Origin of the sequence: Amycolatopsis sp. NPDC004079 (assembly GCF_040610415.1) — a bacterium.
Taxonomy (GTDB): domain Bacteria; phylum Actinomycetota; class Actinomycetes; order Mycobacteriales; family Pseudonocardiaceae; genus Amycolatopsis; species Amycolatopsis halotolerans.
The window spans coordinates 1-16433 of the sequence record NZ_JBEXMH010000116.1 but is presented as its reverse complement, the minus strand read 5'-3'; the positions used below and the strand labels follow the sequence as shown (position 1 = coordinate 16433).

Sequence of the window (16433 nt, the reverse complement as noted above, 5' to 3'; positions counted from 1 at the left end):
AACCCAGATGGTGCACACTGTGACTGTAGTTCAGTCGTTTCCTCGTCCGACCGGGCAGTGCGCACGGCCCTGGGGGGCCGCGCGCACTGCCCCTCCGCACGCCGACGCGATCCCGCGTTGTGGCTGGGTGGGTGGAGCGAGCTCGGGGGTGGCTGGGTTTGAGTGGAGCGGGCTCGGGGGTGGCTGGGTTGAGTGGAGCGGGGGGCGTGAGTGGGTGAGTATCGAACTGGGCTGCCGACGGGGGCGGCTTCTGGCAGCGTGTGCGCATGCGTAGCTACTATCTCCCTCCGGTCGTCCCCGTCGTGGCTCTCGTGCTCATGCCGTTCCTTCCCTTCGTCAACTCCTCCGGGTTGTGGCTCGGGTTGCCGAAGATGATGGTCTGGGGTGCGTTTTGGTGTCTGATGTTCACTCCTGCTTTGTTGTTGTCTGAGCGGCTCATGGTCCGCAGCGGGCAGGAGGATTGACGATGATCCTCGCCTTTACGCTCGTTGGCATCGTGTTGATCGGCGTGCTCGGGTTCGTCGGGCGGCGTCGGCCTGCTGCGGATCTTGCGGAGTGGACCGTTGGCGGGCGCAAGTTCGGTGCGCTCACTATGTGGTTTTTGCAAGCCGGGGAGGTCTTTACTACTTTTACCTTCCTGGGCATGGCCGGGTTGGCGTTTTCCGGTGGTGTGGCTGCGATGTATGCGCTGCCGTACGTGCCGATTGCTTACGTGGTCCTGTTCTTTCTTGCCAAGCGGATTTGGCGGATGGGCAAGGAGCGCGGGTATCTGACCCAGGGCGATTTTCTCGAGGACCGGTTTTCCAGCCGTGCGCTGGGCACGGTGTCGGCCATCCTTGGGGTGGTGTTCGTGTTGCCGTATCTGCAACTGCAGATTACCGGGCTCGGGTTGATTGTCCGGCTCGTGACTGGTGATCACGCGTCCGGGACGCTCAGCATGATCGCGGGCAGCGTGCTGGTGGTCGCGTTTGTGTTGTGGGCTGGGCTGCGTGGGGTGGCGGCGACGTCGTACTTCAAGGACGCGATCATGCTTGTCGTGCTCGTGGTGTTGATTATCGCGGTGCCCGCGCATTTCGTCGGCGGCGTTTCCGGGGTGTTCCACAAGATCGATCAGTTGCATCCGGAGAAGTTGTTCGTGCACGCTGGGGCCAACGATCACACGTGGTTCATCACCAGCATGCTGGTGAGTGCGATCGGTGTGGGGTTGATGACGTTGCCGCATACTTGGCCCGCGTTGATGTCGGCGCGGGATCCGAAGGTGCTGCGGCGTAATTACACCTGGATGCCGGTGTACGAGCTTTGCCTGCTGCTGCCGATGATCATCGGCTTCGCGGCGATCCTGGTGGTGCCCAAGGGAAGCGACCCGAACGGCGTGTTGCTGACGTTGAGCAAGGATGCGTTGCCGGGGTGGGTCACCGGGCTCGTGGTTGTCGCGGCGACGGCCACCGCGATGGTGCCCGCGGCTGGGATTCTGATCGGTATTTCCTCGTTGGTGGCGCGCAACATCGCGCGGGTGCGCAGTGAGCGCAAGCAGTTCTGGATCAATCACGGGACGGTGGTGCTGGCCAGTGCGCTCGCTCTGGTGCTCGGCATCTTCCGGCCGGATCTGCTGGCGAACTTGCTGCTGCTCACCTATTCCGGGTCGGTGCAGCTGGCCCCGGCGAATCTGCTGGGCTTCCTGAAGAAGGTTCCGGTCGGCAAGGCCCCGGTGTTCGCCGGGCTGCTGGCGGGGGAGGTCGTGGTGATCTGGCTGACCTTTGTGGACACCAAGCTCGTCGGCACGGTGAACGTCGGGCTGGTCGGGCTGGCGGTTAACGTGGTCGTGCTCGCGATCGCGGCAGCCATCGAACGGGCCGTGACCCGGTCCGGAGATGTTGTGCAGACAGGAGAACCGGTATGACGCGGACCCTTTTCACCGGCGGCACGGTGTTCGACGGAACGGGCAGCCCGCCCGCGGCGGCGGACGTCGTGGTCGAGGACGGCCGGATCGTCGAGGTCGGCACCGGGCTCGACGGCGACCGCGCGGTGGACTGCACCGGCGCGATGCTGCTGCCGGGGATGTTCGACTGCCACGTGCACGTGACGGTGTCGGATCTCGGGTTGCTGCAGCGGGTGCAGAAGCCGTTCTCGTACCAGTTCTACGAGGCGGCCCGAAATCTGTGGACCACGCTGAAACTCGGCATCACCACGGTGCGCGACGCCGCCGGCGCCGATCTCGGCATCAAACAGGCGGTCGCGGACGGCCTGATTCCCGGGCCCCGCTTGGAAATCGCGATCGGCCTGATCAGCACGACCGGCGGGCACGGCGACGGGTGGATGCCGTCCGGGCACTGCGTCCCGCTGTCGCTCCCGCACCCCGGCCGCCCGAGCGCGCTGGCGGACGGCCCCGACGAGATGCGCCGGGTCGCGCGCACCCTGTTGCGGGCCGGGGCCGACGTGCTGAAGGTCTGCACCACCGGCGGCGTGCTGTCGCCGCGGGACGATCCGCGGCATTCGCAGTTCACGCCTGAGGAATTGGACGTTCTGGTCGCCGAGGCGACCATGCAGGGGCGTGCGGTGATGGCCCACGCGCAGGGCTCGGAGGGGATCAAGAACGCCGTCCGCGCCGGGATCCGGTCGATCGAACACGGCATCTACCTCGACGACGAGGCGATCGAACTGATGCTCGCGCGCGGCACCTGGCTCGTACCGACGCTGGTGGCGCCGGTGAACGTCATCCGCGCGGCCGCGGCGGGCGCGGGGTTGCCGGACGCGGTGGTGCAGAAGGCGAAAGAGGTCGCGGAGGTGCACCTGGATTCGGTGCGCCGGGCGGTCGCGGCCGGGGTCCGGATCGCGATGGGAACCGACAGCGGCGTCGGCCCGCACGGGACCAACCTCGAAGAGTTGGAGCTGATGCGCTCCGCCGGGATGAGCCCCGCGGACGTGCTGGTCGCCGCCACGTCGTCGGCCGCCCAGTTGCTGGGCAAGGACGCCGAACTCGGCCGGCTGGCCCCGGGGTATCGCGCGGACCTCGTGGTCGTTTCGGGCGATATTTACGATTTCCCGGCGTTGGCGGGGAACGTTCGGGAAGTGTGGCAGGACGGAGCGCGCGCGGTTTAGGACGGCGGTTTCACGGTCACGGCATACTGTCCGCCGTGATCATGAAAACCGAGGAACGCCACGCGTCCTGGCTCGAACTCTTCTTCGACCTGGTCGCGGTCGCCGGCGTCGCCCAGCTTTCGCACCTCGTGCGCGGAACGACCTCCTGGAGCGACGCCGGCCTCTACGTCGTGTGCTTCCTCGCGTTCTGGACCGCGTGGATGTGTTTCACCGTGTACGGCAACGTCACCGGCGCCGCGGCCCGCACCATGCCGGTGCTGTTAGCGATGGCCGGGCTGGTCTTCATGGCCGGTTCGGTGCACGACCTCGGCGAGCACGCGCAGGGCTTCGCCTTCTCTTACGTTGCGGTGCGCGCGCTCGCGAGCCGGGTCTGGGAAGGCCGGGAAAACACGCGGATCATCGTCGAATGGCCGGTCGTGCACGCCGGGATGGGCGTCGTGCCGTGGGTGGTTTCGTTCTGGGTCGACGGGCCTTGGAAGTACGCGCTGTGGGCGCTGGGGCTGGGGATCGACCTGGTGGCCGGGCTGACCATGCCGGGCGAGCAGGTCGCGGCCAAGGTGGCGGAACGGCGGGCCTCCCAGTCCAAGCGGCCCGCGCCCGGGCTGGCCTTCGCGCATCTGGACCTCGCGCATTTCGGCGAGCGGCTGGGGCTTTTCACGATCATCGTGCTGGGCGAGGGCGTTCTGACGGTCACCGACGCGATGACCGAGATCCCGGACTGGGAATGGCCGTTGCTCTCGACCGTTCTCGGGGTTCTGGCGCTGCTCGCGGCTTTGTGGGGCGCGGCGCTGTTCCAGGGGTTCGGCGGGATTCCCTATCTGTCCCAGACCGCTTGGGGGCCACGAGTTCTGCTGCCGGTGCATTGTCTGGTGGCGGGATTGCTGGCCGCGCTGGCGGCGGGTTTCGGGGACGCGGTGGAGTCCGTCGCGCACGGGCACGTCGCCGCGGGGACGCGGTGGATGCTGTGCGGGTGCGTCGCGGCGTTCACGGTGGTGGGCGCCGTCGCGAGGGTGGCTTCCCGGACGTGGAAGCGGTGGGATTTCGTCGCGGTGCTTGCCGGGGTGGGGATTCCGGCCGTCCTCGGTACGGTCGGCGGGGGCCTGACTCCGGCGCGGTTCTTGTGGCTGCTGCTGTTGGCGATTGTCCCGGGGTTGATCCGGGAGTTTCCGCGGCGGAAGCGTGTTGCGGCTTCCGCTTCGTGAAGCCCTTCACGGCTCTCAGACGTTGACCAGAAGATCCTTCAACGCGGCAGCGAACTTGGTCGGATTCCGTTGCGGTGCCAGGTGCGCACCCGGCGTCTCGGTGAACGGCAACCCCAGTTCGAGAGCGAGGATCTTGGCGGGCTGGTAGTGATACCAACCGCGGCTCGCTTCCCCGGCGACGGGCACGATCTCGGTGTTCGTGCGGCGCAGCGCACGCAAGTCCGGCAGATAGTCGAAGAACTCGGTCAACTCGCGGTCGAACAGCCGGAGCCAGTCGCTTTCGTTCGGCAGCCGCAGATTCGGCAGATCCGGCAAGGCGGCCCCGGCGATCCCGTCCGCGAACCGCGTGACCGCACCCATCAGATCACCCGAACGGGCCAACCGAACCTGCGCCGCCGCGGCTTCCAGAATCCCGGCGGCGTCCGGCATAAGCTGGATGGCGGGCGGTTCGTGCGCGACGAACGCGGTCACCCGATCCGGATACCGCGCCACGAGATCGAGTCCGATCAGCGCCCCGGCACTGGTCCCGAACATCGCAACCGGCCCGCTCCCGCCGACGTGGTCGAGGACGGCGAGCGCGTCGTCCGCCTGCCGGGACACCGGGACGGGCCCTGTCGTCGTGTCGGTGCTGGCGAAATGCCCGCGACGGTCGTAGGTGATCACGGTGAAGTCCGTGCGCAAAAGCTTGACCAGCGCCCGGAACGAGTCCGCCGCACCGGTCCCGCCGGGGACCAGCAACAGCAGCGGTCCCTCGCCGGTCGTGCGGACGGCCAGCTCGCCGCCCTCGACCGGACAGCGATGCTCGGCAGTCTCCGCATCTTCCGCGATCATGCCGAGAGTCAAGCACAACCCGGGTCACCCGATCGCTTCCGGGACGCCGGTTTTTGTCGGTGGCGGGTGCGAGACTCCGGGAATGACGAGTTGGGATGAGTTCAGTGCCGCCGCCCCGTCGCTGGCCTCGCGCGTACGAGCCCGCTTCGCTGCCGCGGATTCGCACGTCCTGGCCACCCTCCGAAGCGACGGATCGCCCAGGGTGAGCGGCTCGGAAATCGACTTCCGCGACGGCGAGGCCTACCTCGGATCGATGCTCGACGCCCGCAAGGCCCGCGACCTCCAACGCGACGACCGCTTCGCGCTCCACGCCTACCCCGGCATAGAGGAAGGCGGCGACGCGAAAATCGCGGGCCACGCGGTGGAGATCACCGACCAGGCGGAGGTAGCGCGGATTCAGGAGGGACAGGAGAGCCACCTGTTCCGGCTGGACCTGCGGGAGGCCGTGGTGACGTGGGTGGAGGACAACACGCTGTGGGTTGAGTCGTGGCACCCGGGGAGCTGGGTGCGCTTCGCAAGGCCGGACAACGGCCCCGCGGTGCGGACGGAGCTGGAGTTGGGGTGACGGGAAGGGGCGGCGGTGGGTTGAGGAGGTTGGCTGGTTGAGACGAGTTGGCCGAATGGTGCGGCGCAGCTAGCCGGTCGAGGTGAGTTGGCTGGATGGTGTGGTGGGGCGAGCGGATTGAGGTGAGTCGGGCTGGCGTGTGGTTCGTGCGGCGCTTGAGGTGAGTTGGTTGGATGGCGTGGTGGGGCAAGCGGATTGAGGTGAGTCGGGCTGCCGTGTGGTTGGTGTGGTGCTCGTGGTGGGTTGGCTGGATGGCGTGGCGCGGACTGCCGTGTGGTTGGTGCGGTGCTCGAGGTGAGTTGGCTGGATGGCGTGGCGGGGCAAGCGGATTGAGGCGAGGCTGGCAGGTCGCCTGATGGGTGCGGCAGTCGCGGCGGGGAGGCGGGTCGCGTGGTGGGGCTGGCTTGGTGAGCGAATGGGCGAGGCGTCGTGGCGGCGCACGCCGGTCGAGGTGAGGCGAGACAGCCGAGTGGCATCGTGGCCAGGGCTGGGCGCGGCGGTTCAGGCAGGCGGCTTTCGGGCGGCTCAGGCCTGACCGAGGCCAGGTGCTCGGATGGCCGTCACGGAGCGGTCCGGGTGGCGAGGCCAGGTGGCCGGATGCGCTTGAGAGCCGGGCGGCCGGTCGAGGTGGTGAGCGTGAACGGCCCGAACGAGCCGGTCGAAGCTCTAACCTGGGCTGATGAAACTCACGTCCACCGTGCTGGACGCGCCCGAACCCCGGGCGCTGGCCGAGTTCTACCGGGAGCTGCTCGGGTGGCCGATCGGCGCCGACGAGCCGGAGTGGGTCACCTTGCGTCCGCCGGAAGGCGGGCCGGGGCTGTCGTTTCAGCTGGAGGCGCGGTACGTGCCGCCGGTCTGGCCAGCTGGCCCGGGAGAACAGCAGATGCAGCTGCACCTCGACTTCGAGGTCGACGGTCGCGCGGCGTTGGCGGCCGCGATCGCGAAGGCGGTCGCCGCGGGTGCGCAGGTGGCGGAGTTTCAGCCGCAGCGGGACGTGCGGGTGTTGCTGGACCCGGCCGGGCATCCGTTCTGTTTCTGGACTGACGACCGGCCCTGACGAACCCAAGGGTTCAGCGGCGGCTCGCGGAATTCCGGGCGGACACGCTGGGCGCGGCGGACTTTCCCGCGCGCAACTAGCGACGGCATCGATCCCGTCGGTTCTGCCCGCGAGAGTTTTCTTGCCACAGCGGACCGGACGCCAGCTCAGCAGAAAACTGGCCCGGAGACCCGGGCCAGGCAGCTCACATCCGTTCCAGAATCGTCGCCGTAGCCATCGCGCCGCCAGCGCACATCGACACCAGCGCCGTAGTCTTGTCCTGACGCTCCAACTCATGCAACGCCGTAGTCAGCAACCGCGCCCCGGTGCTCCCCACGGGATGCCCCAAAGCGATCGCGCCGCCGTTGACATTCACCCGCGACTCGTCCGGATTGTGCATGCGCTGCCACGAAAGCACGACCGACGCGAACGCCTCGTTCACCTCGAACAGGTCCACGTCGCCGATCTTCATCCCGGCCGCGTCCAAAACCCGCGTCGTGGCCTGGACAGGACCGTCCAGGTGGTAATACGGCTCAGCTCCCACCAAAGCCTGCCGCCGGATTCGGGCGCGCGGGCGCAGGCCCAGTGAGCGGGCCAAGGAAGCGTCCATGATCAGCACGGCAGCGGCGCCGTCGGAGATCTGGGACGACGAACCGGCCGTGTGGATTCCGTCCGGTACCACCGGCTTCAGCCGGGCCAGACCCTCCATTGTGGTCTCTCGCAGTCCCTGATCCCGGTCCACTACACCGGCTTCCGTGGCGACCGGCACGATCTCCCGGGAGAAATGTCCGGCGGCCCAGGCGGCGGCGGCGTTGCGCTGCGACCGCACGCCGAAAGCGTCGACGTCTTCGCGCGTGATGCCTCGACGGGCCGCGATTCGTTCTGCCGCACCGTATTGGTCCGGCATGTCGATCGACCACGCGTCCGGCTTGGGGGAGCCGACGCCCTCGCCGCGGTTCGCGCCGAGCGGCACGCGGCTCATCGCTTCGGCCCCGCACGCCACGCCCACGCTGATCGCGTCCGCCGCGATCAAGCCGGCGACCAGGTGCGCGGCCTGCTGTGCCGAACCGCATTGTGCGTCGATCGTCGTGGCCCCGGTCGATTCCGGCAGGCCCGCGTGCAGCCACGCGGTGCGGGTCAGGTTGCCGCACTGCTCGCCCGCCTGCGTGACGGCTCCGCCGATCACCTGCTCCACCTGGGCCGGGTCGATGCCGGCCCGGTCGACCACGCCGCGCACGGCCGCGCCCAGCAGTTCGGCCGCGTGCAGGCCGGACAGCCAGCCGCCGCGCTTGCCGATCGGCGTGCGTGCCGCGGCCACGATCACCGGTTCGCCCACGAGTGTCCCCTTTCCGAGCTCCGTACCCCGCAAAACTAGAACACGTTCCTATTTAGCACAAGCAGGCCCACGAAAAAGCAGAAGTCGATCACGGAAGGCTGAGCGAGCGCTCACCTGCGCCAATCGGATCTGGAACGGTAAAGTAAACAGGTTTCACTCAAGCGGGTTCCGTTGGTTAACACCGTATGCTCTACTGGGGTCATAGAACGCGTTGCAGTTGGGTATCACCGCCGATCCCGCGCAGGAGGCCAAGCCGTGGCAGCCCCGCTTTTGCCCGCCGGTTTCGACTTCACCGATCCGGACCTCTACGCCAGCCGGCTGCCCCTGGAGGAGTTCGCCGAACTCCGCCGCACGGCGCCCGTCTGGTGGAACCCGCAGCCGCACAACACCGCCGGATTCGGCGACGACGGCTACTGGGTCGTCACGCGACACGCCGACGTCAAGGCGGTCTCGCGCGACAGCGAGCTCTATTCGTCAGGCGAGAAGACCGCGATCATCCGGTTCGACGACCAGATGACCCAGGAAGGCCTCGACGCCAACCGGCTGGTCCTGCTGAACATGGACGCGCCGCAGCACACCAAGCTCCGCCGCATCGTGTCGAAGGGGTTCACCCCGCGCTCGATCTCGAAGCTCGAAGACACCTTGCGCGACCGCGCCGAGCGAATCGTCCACGAGGCCAAGAAAAAGGGTTCGGGCGACTTCGTCATCGACGTCGCGTGCGAGCTGCCGCTGCAGGCGATCGCCGAGCTGATCGGCGTGCCGCAGGAGGACCGGCTCAAGATCTTCGACTGGTCCAACCAGATGATCGCCTACGACGATCCCGAGTACGACGTCGAGCCGCTCGCCGCCTCCGCCGAGATCGTCGGCTACGCCTGGAACATGGCCGAGGACCGCCGCCGCTGCCCGATGGACGACATCGTCACGAAGCTCGTCCAGGCCGACGTCGACGGCGAATCGCTCGGCTCCGACGAGTTCGCCTTCTTCGTGATCCTGCTGGCCGTCGCGGGCAACGAAACCACCCGCAACGCCATCACGCACGGCATGAAGGCGTTCCTCGACCACCCGGGGCAGTGGGACCTCTTCAAGGAGAAGCGCCCGAAGACCGCGCCGGACGAGATCGTCCGCTGGGCGACGCCGGTCGTCGCGTTCCAGCGCACCGCGACCCGCGACACCGAATTAGGCGGCGCGCAGATCCGCAAGGGCGACCGCGTCGGGATGTTCTACAGCTCGGCCAACTTCGACCCCGAGGTCTTCGACGAGCCCGGCAAGTTCGACATCATGCGCGAGGACAACCAGCACGTCGGCTTCGGCGGCACCGGTTCGCACTACTGCATCGGCGCGAACCTGGCCCGCCTGGAGATCGACCTGATCTTCAACGCGATCGCCGACGTGATGCCGAACATCGCCGAGGCCGCCGCGCCCGAACGGCTGCGTTCCAGCTGGCTCAACGGGATCAAGCACTACCAGGTCCGCTACGCCTGACCGGGCTGAGCGCACTGAGCAGGCGAAACGCCCGGGTGACGCACCTGACCGGCAAGGAGCACGACGCACCGGCATGATGGCCCCGTGCGTACGACGGTAGACGTGGAATTCGGCGTCCGGGTGACGAAACCCGGCCTCGCCGCGGTCTCGGTCGCCGCCGTGCGCGCGGACGCCGGTGAACTCACCGTGTCCGACGCCGGTTCCGCGCGCACCGCCGAGTTCGAACACGGCACCCGCGCGGAGGTTTACGACCTCGCCGAGGGCGAGCATCGCGTCGCCTATCACGGCGAACGCGTGCTGCACCGCGGAAACGCCGAACCCGTCACGCTCGCCGACGTCGCGCGCTACACGCGGCCCAGCCGGTACTGCCCGTCCGACCGGATGGGCGGGTTGCTGCCGCTGGGCATCGGTGATCTGGCCACTTCGCGGGAGCGCGTGCAGGCGATCGTCGAGCACGTGAACCGCAGGCTCGCGTACGTCGTCGGCTCCAGCGGCCCGACCCACGACGCCATCGACACGCTTCTCGCCGGCGAAGGCGTGTGTCGCGACTTCGCGCACGTATGCGTCGCGCTGTGCCGGCTCGTGGACGTCCCGGCGCGCTACACCTCGGTGTACGCGCCGGGCTTGCAGCCGATGGACTTCCACGCGGTCTTCGAAGCAGGCATCGACGGCCGCTGGTACGTCTTCGACGCCACCCGGCTGGCCCCGCGCCAGACCATGCTCCGCATCGCGACCGGACGCGACGCCGCCGACACCCCGTTCCTCGCGACGCTGGGCTGCGAGCTCGACTTCCTCGGCGCGACCGTCTTCGCCACGACCGACGAGCCGCTGCCGCGTGACGACGGGCACGCCCCGGTCGTACTGGCCTGAATGCGTGTCTTTTGCGACAAACAGCGCGTCCGCTGGGTAGACAGTGACAGTGAAGCGTTCCCGCAAGACCCCTGGGCCGAGCAGATGGGCCCGCGCGCGTGCCCGGTATCGATGGCTGGACCACATCGCTCGCGCCACCAACCGGTACATCGACTACGGCGGCTACCACTACGTCGCGTCGATTACCTACTTCAGCCTGCTGTCGCTGGTGCCGATCCTGATGCTGGCGTCTTCGGCGGCCGGGTTCATCCTGGCGACGCAGCCGCACCTGCTCGACGCGCTGGTGCGCGGCATCTCCGGTTCGCTGCCGGGTCCGATCGGCACCCAGGTGTCGTCGATCCTGACCGGGTTCGTGGAACAGCGCACCGGCGTCGGGGTCGCCGGTCTGGTCGTGGGCCTCTACTCCGGCTGGAACTGGATGAACGCGCTGCGGGACGCGCTCACCGCGATGTACGGCCAGAACCGGTCCGAGGGGCCGCTGCTGCGCACGATCCTGATGGACGTGCTGGCGTTGCTCGGCCTGGCCGCGGCGCTGCTGGTGTCGTTCGGGATCTCGGTGTCCGGCACCGCGGTCGGCCGTTCGCTGCTGGGGCTGGTCGGCGTCGAGGACACGAGCTGGGGACACAACCTGCTGTCGTTCGTCTCGGTGCCGCTGGCGCTGCTCGCCGACTGGATGGTCTTCCTGTGGGTGCTCACCCGGCTGCCGCGGGAACGCGTCGGCTGGCGCAGCGCGATGCGCGGCGCGGTCGCGGCGGCGGTGGGGTTCGAACTGTTGAAGCAGGCCGGCGGGTTCTACTTGAACTTGATCAGCAAATCGCCGTCCGGAGTCGCGTTCGGTTCGGTGATCGGTCTGCTGTTCTTCATCTCGCTGATCGCGCGGATGCTCGTGTACATCACCGCTTGGACCGCCACCGCCCGCGACGCGCCGCGCAAACCGATCCAGCCCCCGGCAGCGACGCAGCTGCGGCCGATCATCGCGCCCAAGCAGCACAGCGCGAAGGCCGCGGTGCTGGGCGCGATGATCGGGGCGTTGGGAACGTTGTTCGCCTTGCGCGGGCGGCGAAAAGACTAGGGCTTCTCCGACCCGACGACCCACATGCTGTAGTACTGCGAGCCGCCGCCGTAGGCGTGTCCTAACGCGACTCGGGCACCGTCCACTTGGTAATCGCCCGCGCGACCCATCACTTGTTTCGCCGCTTCGGAGAACCGCAGCATCCCGGACGCGCCAATGGGATTCGACGACAGAACGCCGCCCGAAGGGTTCACCGGCAGCCGTCCACCGATCGCGGTGTCTCCGGCTTCGGTGATCTTCCAGCCTTCGCCCTCGGCGGCGAAGCCGAGATTCTCCAGCCACATCGGCTCGAACCAGGAGAACGGCACGTAGATCTCCGCAACGTCCACTTCGGACAGCGGATCGGTGATGCCCGCGTCGCGCCACAATGCGGCAGCGGCGTCACGACCGGCCTGCGGGCTGACCTGGTCGCGTCCGGCGAACGTCGTGGGCTCGGTCCGCATCGCCGTCGAGTGGATCCAGGCCGCACCGCCCGGCACGGCGTCCCCGGCGGCTTCGTCGCCGAGCACCATCGCGCAGGCGCCGTCGGAGGACGGACACGTTTCGTCGTACCGGATCGGGTCCCACAACATCTGCGACGCCTGCACCGACTCGACCGTGATGTCGGACTGCTGCAAGTGCGCGAACGGATTCAGCGCACCATTGCGTCGATCCTTCGCCGCCACGATCGCGCCGATGTGTTCCGGTGCACCGGAACGGCGGATGTAAGACCGCACGTGCGGCGCGAAGTAGCCACCGGCTCCAGCGCCGACCGGCATCTGGAACGGCGGCAGGATCGACAAGCCCCACATCGCGTTCGACTCGGACTGCTTCTCGAACGCCACGGTCAGCACGCGCCGGTGTACGCCTGACTGGACCAGAGAAGCGGCGACCAGCGCGGTCGACCCGCCCACCGAACCCGCGGTGTGCACGCGAATCAACGGCTTTCCGTTCGCGCCCAACGCGTCCGAGAGGAACAGCTCGGGCATCATGACGCCCTCGAACAGGTCCGGCGCCTTGCCGATCACGACGGCTTCGATGTCGTCCCAGCCGACCTGGGCGTCCGCCATCGCGCGGTCGATCGCTTCGCGGAGCAGACCGGCCATCGACACGTCGGTGCGCTTCGCGCGGTGGTGCGTCTGCCCGGTCCCGAGCACCGCGGCGAGCTGCTTGGTCATCGTGCCTCCAGCACGGCGAGGAGGTTCTGCTGCAGGGCGGGTCCGCTGGTCGCGTGGGCGAGCGTCTTGGCCGCTTCGCCGCGATGGATCCGCGTGGCGGCCTCGCCGATCCGCGCGAGACCGGCGGAGAACATCGGATTCCCGGTGAGCGCGCCGCCGGACGGATTGATCCGTACGTTGTCGTCGAAACCGAGCTCGCGGCGCAGGATGAGTTCCTGATGCGTGAACGGCGCGTGCAGTTCGGCCAGTTCGACGCCGTCGAGATCCAGCCGGGCCGCGGCAATGGCGGTCGAGGGACTGCGCGTGAGGTCGCGCGCGCCCAGGACAGGGGAGTCGATGCGGTGCTCCAGCCCGGAGATGATCGCGGGCCGCTCGACGAGGTCGCGGGCTCGTTCCTCCGACGCGAGGATGATCACCGACGCGCCGTCCGTCACCGGCGCGATGTCATGCGCACGAAGAGGGTCGGCGACATACGGGGTGTCGAGCAGATCAGCGACGTCCACGGTTCCGGACAGCTGAGCGGCCGGATTGTTCGCCGCATCCGCGCGAGACCGGGCGGCGACCTCGGCGAGGTCCTTTTCGGACCACAGCCCGCCTTCGAGGCCCAGCCGAGCCTGCAGGCCCGCGATCGCCAGCGAGTCCGGCCACAGTGGAGTGACGAGGTACGGGTCGAGCTGCATCGCCATGACGCGGCGGAGCTGTCCGGCGCTGGCTTTGCCGAAGCCGTACACGAGCGCGGTGTCGACCTCGCCGGTGCGGATCTTCAGCCACGCCTCGTACAGCGCCCACGCGGCGTCCATTTCCACATGGGACTCGTTGATCGGCGGGAACGCACCCAGCGCGTCGACTGCGGCGATGAACGAAAACGCGCGCCCGGCAAGGTAATCCGACGAACCGGAGCACCAGAACCCGATGTCTTGTTTGGACAGTCCGGTGGCGGCGAACGCCTCGGCGAGGATCGGCACGAGCATTTCCACGCCGTTGGTGGTGCCCTCGGTCTTGCGGACGTTGGGCGCCTGCGCGAAACCGGCTACGGCTACTTCAGGCATGGTTCCTCACAGGTGGTGGGCGAAAGTCTCGTACGCGGCGTCCGGCTCGCCGGTGGGTTCGAAGTGGCTGATGTTCTCCAGCGACGTCCACCATTCCTCGCGCGGCCGCCAGTTGGCGCGCACGCGCATGCCCATCCGGACCTCCTCGGCGGCACAGCCGAGCACCAGGTGCAGGAAGGCGATGTCGGCCCCGTCGAGCAGGATGTACGCCGCGACGTACGGCGGTTTGAGGCGCTGGCCGAGGAACGGCACGTTGACGATGCAGAACGTCGTGACGATGCCGGTGTCGGGCAACTCCACCTCGTCGGTGGTCGGCACGCCGTCCACCGGGCACGCGCCGCGCGGCGGGATGTAGACCTTGCCGCACTCCGGGCAGCGCTGGCCGAGCATCCGTCCTTCGGCGAGTCCGCGCAGGTACCGGCTTTCCTCCGGCGACGCGGAATGCTGGTATTTCAGGTGCACCGGCGTGATGATCACGCTGACCGGCGCGCCTTCGTCGCGTTTCGCCACCGGCGGGGGAGTCTCGGTGGGCGTGGTGTCCGGCGCGCCGGCGGGCAGGAAGTACGCGATGTCGCGGATGTGGCCGACAGTCTCGTCCGCCCACCGCACGCGCACGCGCTGTCCGATGTGGACATTGTCCGGCGAACCGGCGTCGAGCGCGTGCAGCAGACTGGTGTCCGCGCCGTCGAGTTTCACCAGCACCCAGGCGAACGGACGCGACAGCGGCTGGCCGTCGAGCGGATCCGCGCACCAGGACCAGGAAACGACAACGCCTTCCGTGCTCACCGGGACGAACTCCGTCAACGGGTCCGCGGTGGCTGGGTCGTACTCGACCGGCGGCACGTGCACGCGTCCGTCGCTGCCGCGCACGCCCTCGATCCGGCTTTCGCGCAGTGCGTTGACGAAGCGGCCGAGCACCGGGCCGGTGGAGCGGGTGTAGTCGAAGCCGACGTTGAGCGGCGCCGACAGAGGGGCATCCGAAACCGTCACGGCTTCGAGTGAAACACGTTCTCGAATCCGAGGCAAGGAACCTGTTGTGTCTGGGTGGAACGCGTTCTAGATTTGGAAGATGGACCTGGGACTGTGGACCATCGCCGCGGCCGAGCCCGCCCGGGTGGCGCTGGTGGATCCGGACGGGCGGGAAATCTCCTACGGCGAACTCACGGCGAAAGCCAACCGGTACGCCTCGGGCTTGCGAGAGCTGGGCCTGGGCGTCGGCGATTCGGTGGTGCTGCTGCTGCCGAACGGCGACGATCTGGTCGCGGCGTACTTCGCGGCGATTCAGACCGGGCTGTACGTCGTGGTGGTGAACTGGCACCTCGTCGGCCCGGAAGTCGCGTACATCCTCTCGGACAGCGGGGCCAAGGCGTTTCTGGCGCATGAGCGGTTCGCGGATGTCGCGGTGGCTGCGGCTGATGAGGCTGGGTTGGCTGCTTCGGCGCGGTTCGCGGTTGGTGCTGTGCCTGGCTTCCGCCGGGCCGAGGAATTGGGCGCTGGGCTCGGGGACGGGCGGCCGGACAACCGGACCGCTGGCTCGCCGATGCTCTACACCTCGGGCACGACTGGACGGCCCAAGGGCGTCAAGCGGCCGTTGACCGGGACTGATCCGGATCAGGTGCCCGCCGCGTCGACGTGGTTCTTCGGGGTGTTCGGGCTGCAACCGTTCGACGATCACGTGCATCTTTGCGGGTCGCCGCTGTATCACACGGCGGTGCTGAATTTTGTGGCTATCTCGCTGCAGTTGGGGCATACCGCGGTGTTGATGGACCGGTGGGACGCCGAGGAGATGCTTCGGTTGATCGAGCGGCATCGGGTCACGCACAGCCATATGGTGCCGACGCAGTTCCGGCGGCTGCTGGGCTTGCCGGACGAGGTGCGCGCGAAGTACGACCACAGCTCGCTCCGCGTGATGATTCACGGAGCGGCGCCTTGTCCGCTTGAGGTCAAGCGGCAGATGCTCGAGTGGTGGGGGCCGGTCGTCACGGAGTATTACGCGGCCACTGAAGGCGGCGGAACGGTGATCAACGGCGAGGACTGGTTGCGCAAGCCGGGGTCGGTCGGGTTGCCGTGGCCTGGGTCGACGATCCGGATTCTTGACGACGCCGGGGACGAGGTGCCGACGGGCGAGACCGGTGCGGTCTATATGAAGATGGGCGACTCCAAGTTCGAGTATCACCGGGACAAGGCCAAGACCGAGAAGGCTCGGGTCGGGGACTTGTTCACGCTCGGCGACGTCGGGCATCTTGACGAGGACGGGTATCTGTTCCTGCACGACCGCAAGGCGGACATGATCATTTCCGGCGGGGTGAATATCTATCCCGCGGAGATTGAGGGCGAGCTGGTGATGCACCCGAAGATCGCGGACGTCGCGGTGTTCGGCATCCCTCACGAGGACTGGGGCGAGGAGATCAAGGCGGTGGTGCAGCCTGCGGACGGGGTTGAGGCTTCTCCGGAGTTGACTGCCGAACTGCTCGCGTATGCGGAGACTCGGTTGGCTCGGTTCAAACTGCCTCGGTCGGTGGATTACTTGCCCGAGCTGCCCCGCGACCCGAACGGGAAGCTTTACAAGCGGAAGTTGCGGGAGCAGTACGTGTCGTGAGGTGGGGGCCCACCACCCCTCAGCCGGAGTGTGACTACGGGCGGCGGGGGGGGGTGGGGGGCCTGCGATTCCCAGTGCTGTACCATCACGCCCCCCGGGCGCTCCTGCGCCACCAGGAACAGCAGGACAGGATCG

At 68.1% G+C, this 16433-nt stretch carries 15 protein-coding genes; 10 read left to right on the top strand and 5 right to left on the bottom strand.

Going from position 1 to position 16433, the window contains the following annotated elements; genetic code table 11:
- Positions 1 to 266 precede the first annotated feature (266 nt).
- The 4 genes from ABZX37_RS47535 to ABZX37_RS47520 are packed head-to-tail and all read left to right on the top strand — an operon-like array spanning position 267 to position 4301.
- On the top strand, positions 267 to 464 hold the full coding sequence (locus tag ABZX37_RS47535) for a hypothetical protein (RefSeq protein ID WP_354750940.1): 198 nt from the start codon (positions 267 to 269) through the stop codon (positions 462 to 464).
- A 2-nt stretch (positions 465 to 466) separates the two neighbouring features.
- The gene (locus ABZX37_RS47530) at positions 467 to 1900 is read left to right on the top strand and encodes a sodium:solute symporter family protein (protein WP_354750942.1); all 1434 of its coding nucleotides are present in this window, start codon (positions 467 to 469) and stop codon (positions 1898 to 1900) included.
- A complete protein-coding gene (locus ABZX37_RS47525; protein WP_354750939.1) occupies positions 1897 to 3099 on the top strand; it encodes an amidohydrolase family protein in 1203 nt (400 codons plus the stop codon). The genes ABZX37_RS47530 and ABZX37_RS47525 overlap by 4 nt, the downstream gene beginning before the upstream one ends.
- 41 nt (positions 3100 to 3140) lie before the next feature.
- Positions 3141 to 4301 (top strand): low temperature requirement protein A, encoded by a 1161-nt coding sequence (locus tag ABZX37_RS47520; protein ID WP_354750941.1) that lies wholly within the window; start codon positions 3141 to 3143, stop codon positions 4299 to 4301.
- Positions 4302 to 4316: 15 nt separating this feature from the next.
- Here the strand turns inward: ABZX37_RS47520 and ABZX37_RS47515 are convergent, their stop codons facing one another.
- Positions 4317 to 5132, bottom strand: a complete 816-nt coding sequence (locus ABZX37_RS47515) for an alpha/beta hydrolase (RefSeq protein WP_354750938.1) — start codon at positions 5130 to 5132, stop codon at positions 4317 to 4319.
- 82 nt (positions 5133 to 5214) lie between these two features.
- Here ABZX37_RS47515 and ABZX37_RS47510 point away from each other — a divergent pair, with 82 nt between their 5' ends.
- Together ABZX37_RS47510 and ABZX37_RS47505 are read left to right on the top strand one after the other, a co-directional pair.
- Positions 5215 to 5697 carry a pyridoxamine 5'-phosphate oxidase family protein gene (locus tag ABZX37_RS47510; RefSeq protein ID WP_354750937.1) on the top strand — a complete coding sequence of 161 codons (483 nt, stop codon included), beginning with the start codon at positions 5215 to 5217 and terminating at the stop codon, positions 5695 to 5697.
- A 679-nt stretch (positions 5698 to 6376) separates the two neighbouring features.
- The gene (locus ABZX37_RS47505; protein ID WP_354750936.1) at positions 6377 to 6754 is read left to right on the top strand and encodes a VOC family protein; all 378 of its coding nucleotides are present in this window, start codon (positions 6377 to 6379) and stop codon (positions 6752 to 6754) included.
- A gap of 184 nt (positions 6755 to 6938) precedes the next feature.
- Here the strand turns inward: ABZX37_RS47505 and ABZX37_RS47500 are convergent, their stop codons facing one another.
- The gene (locus ABZX37_RS47500; protein WP_354750935.1) at positions 6939 to 8069 is read right to left on the bottom strand and encodes a steroid 3-ketoacyl-CoA thiolase; all 1131 of its coding nucleotides are present in this window, start codon (positions 8067 to 8069) and stop codon (positions 6939 to 6941) included.
- Positions 8070 to 8324: 255 nt separating this feature from the next.
- On the opposite strand from ABZX37_RS47500, the gene ABZX37_RS47495 reads away from it, so the two are divergent.
- The 3 genes from ABZX37_RS47495 (at position 8325) to ABZX37_RS47485 (ending at position 11493) form a co-directional block, all read left to right on the top strand.
- The gene (locus tag ABZX37_RS47495; RefSeq protein ID WP_354750934.1) at positions 8325 to 9551 is read left to right on the top strand and encodes a cytochrome P450; all 1227 of its coding nucleotides are present in this window, start codon (positions 8325 to 8327) and stop codon (positions 9549 to 9551) included.
- 84 nt (positions 9552 to 9635) lie between these two features.
- Positions 9636 to 10421, top strand: coding sequence for a transglutaminase family protein (locus tag ABZX37_RS47490; protein WP_354750933.1), 786 nt, complete (start codon positions 9636 to 9638; stop codon positions 10419 to 10421).
- A gap of 43 nt (positions 10422 to 10464) precedes the next feature.
- Positions 10465 to 11493 (top strand): YhjD/YihY/BrkB family envelope integrity protein, encoded by a 1029-nt coding sequence (locus tag ABZX37_RS47485; protein ID WP_354750932.1) that lies wholly within the window; start codon positions 10465 to 10467, stop codon positions 11491 to 11493.
- Here the strand turns inward: ABZX37_RS47485 and ABZX37_RS47480 are convergent.
- The 3 genes from ABZX37_RS47480 to ABZX37_RS47470 are packed head-to-tail and all read right to left on the bottom strand — an operon-like array spanning position 11490 to position 14689.
- A complete protein-coding gene (locus ABZX37_RS47480; RefSeq protein ID WP_354750931.1) occupies positions 11490 to 12650 on the bottom strand; it encodes a thiolase domain-containing protein in 1161 nt (386 codons plus the stop codon). The two genes, ABZX37_RS47485 and ABZX37_RS47480, sit on opposite strands and share 4 nt — an antisense overlap.
- A complete protein-coding gene (locus tag ABZX37_RS47475; protein ID WP_354750930.1) occupies positions 12647 to 13699 on the bottom strand; it encodes a thiolase domain-containing protein in 1053 nt (350 codons plus the stop codon). The genes ABZX37_RS47480 and ABZX37_RS47475 overlap by 4 nt, the downstream gene beginning before the upstream one ends.
- A gap of 6 nt (positions 13700 to 13705) precedes the next feature.
- Positions 13706 to 14689, bottom strand: coding sequence for an OB-fold domain-containing protein (locus ABZX37_RS47470; protein ID WP_354750929.1), 984 nt, complete (start codon positions 14687 to 14689; stop codon positions 13706 to 13708).
- A 79-nt stretch (positions 14690 to 14768) separates the two neighbouring features.
- Between ABZX37_RS47470 and ABZX37_RS47465 the strand changes: the two genes are divergently transcribed.
- The gene (locus tag ABZX37_RS47465; RefSeq protein ID WP_354750928.1) at positions 14769 to 16298 is read left to right on the top strand and encodes an acyl-CoA synthetase; all 1530 of its coding nucleotides are present in this window, start codon (positions 14769 to 14771) and stop codon (positions 16296 to 16298) included.
- Positions 16299 to 16433 lie beyond the last annotated feature (135 nt).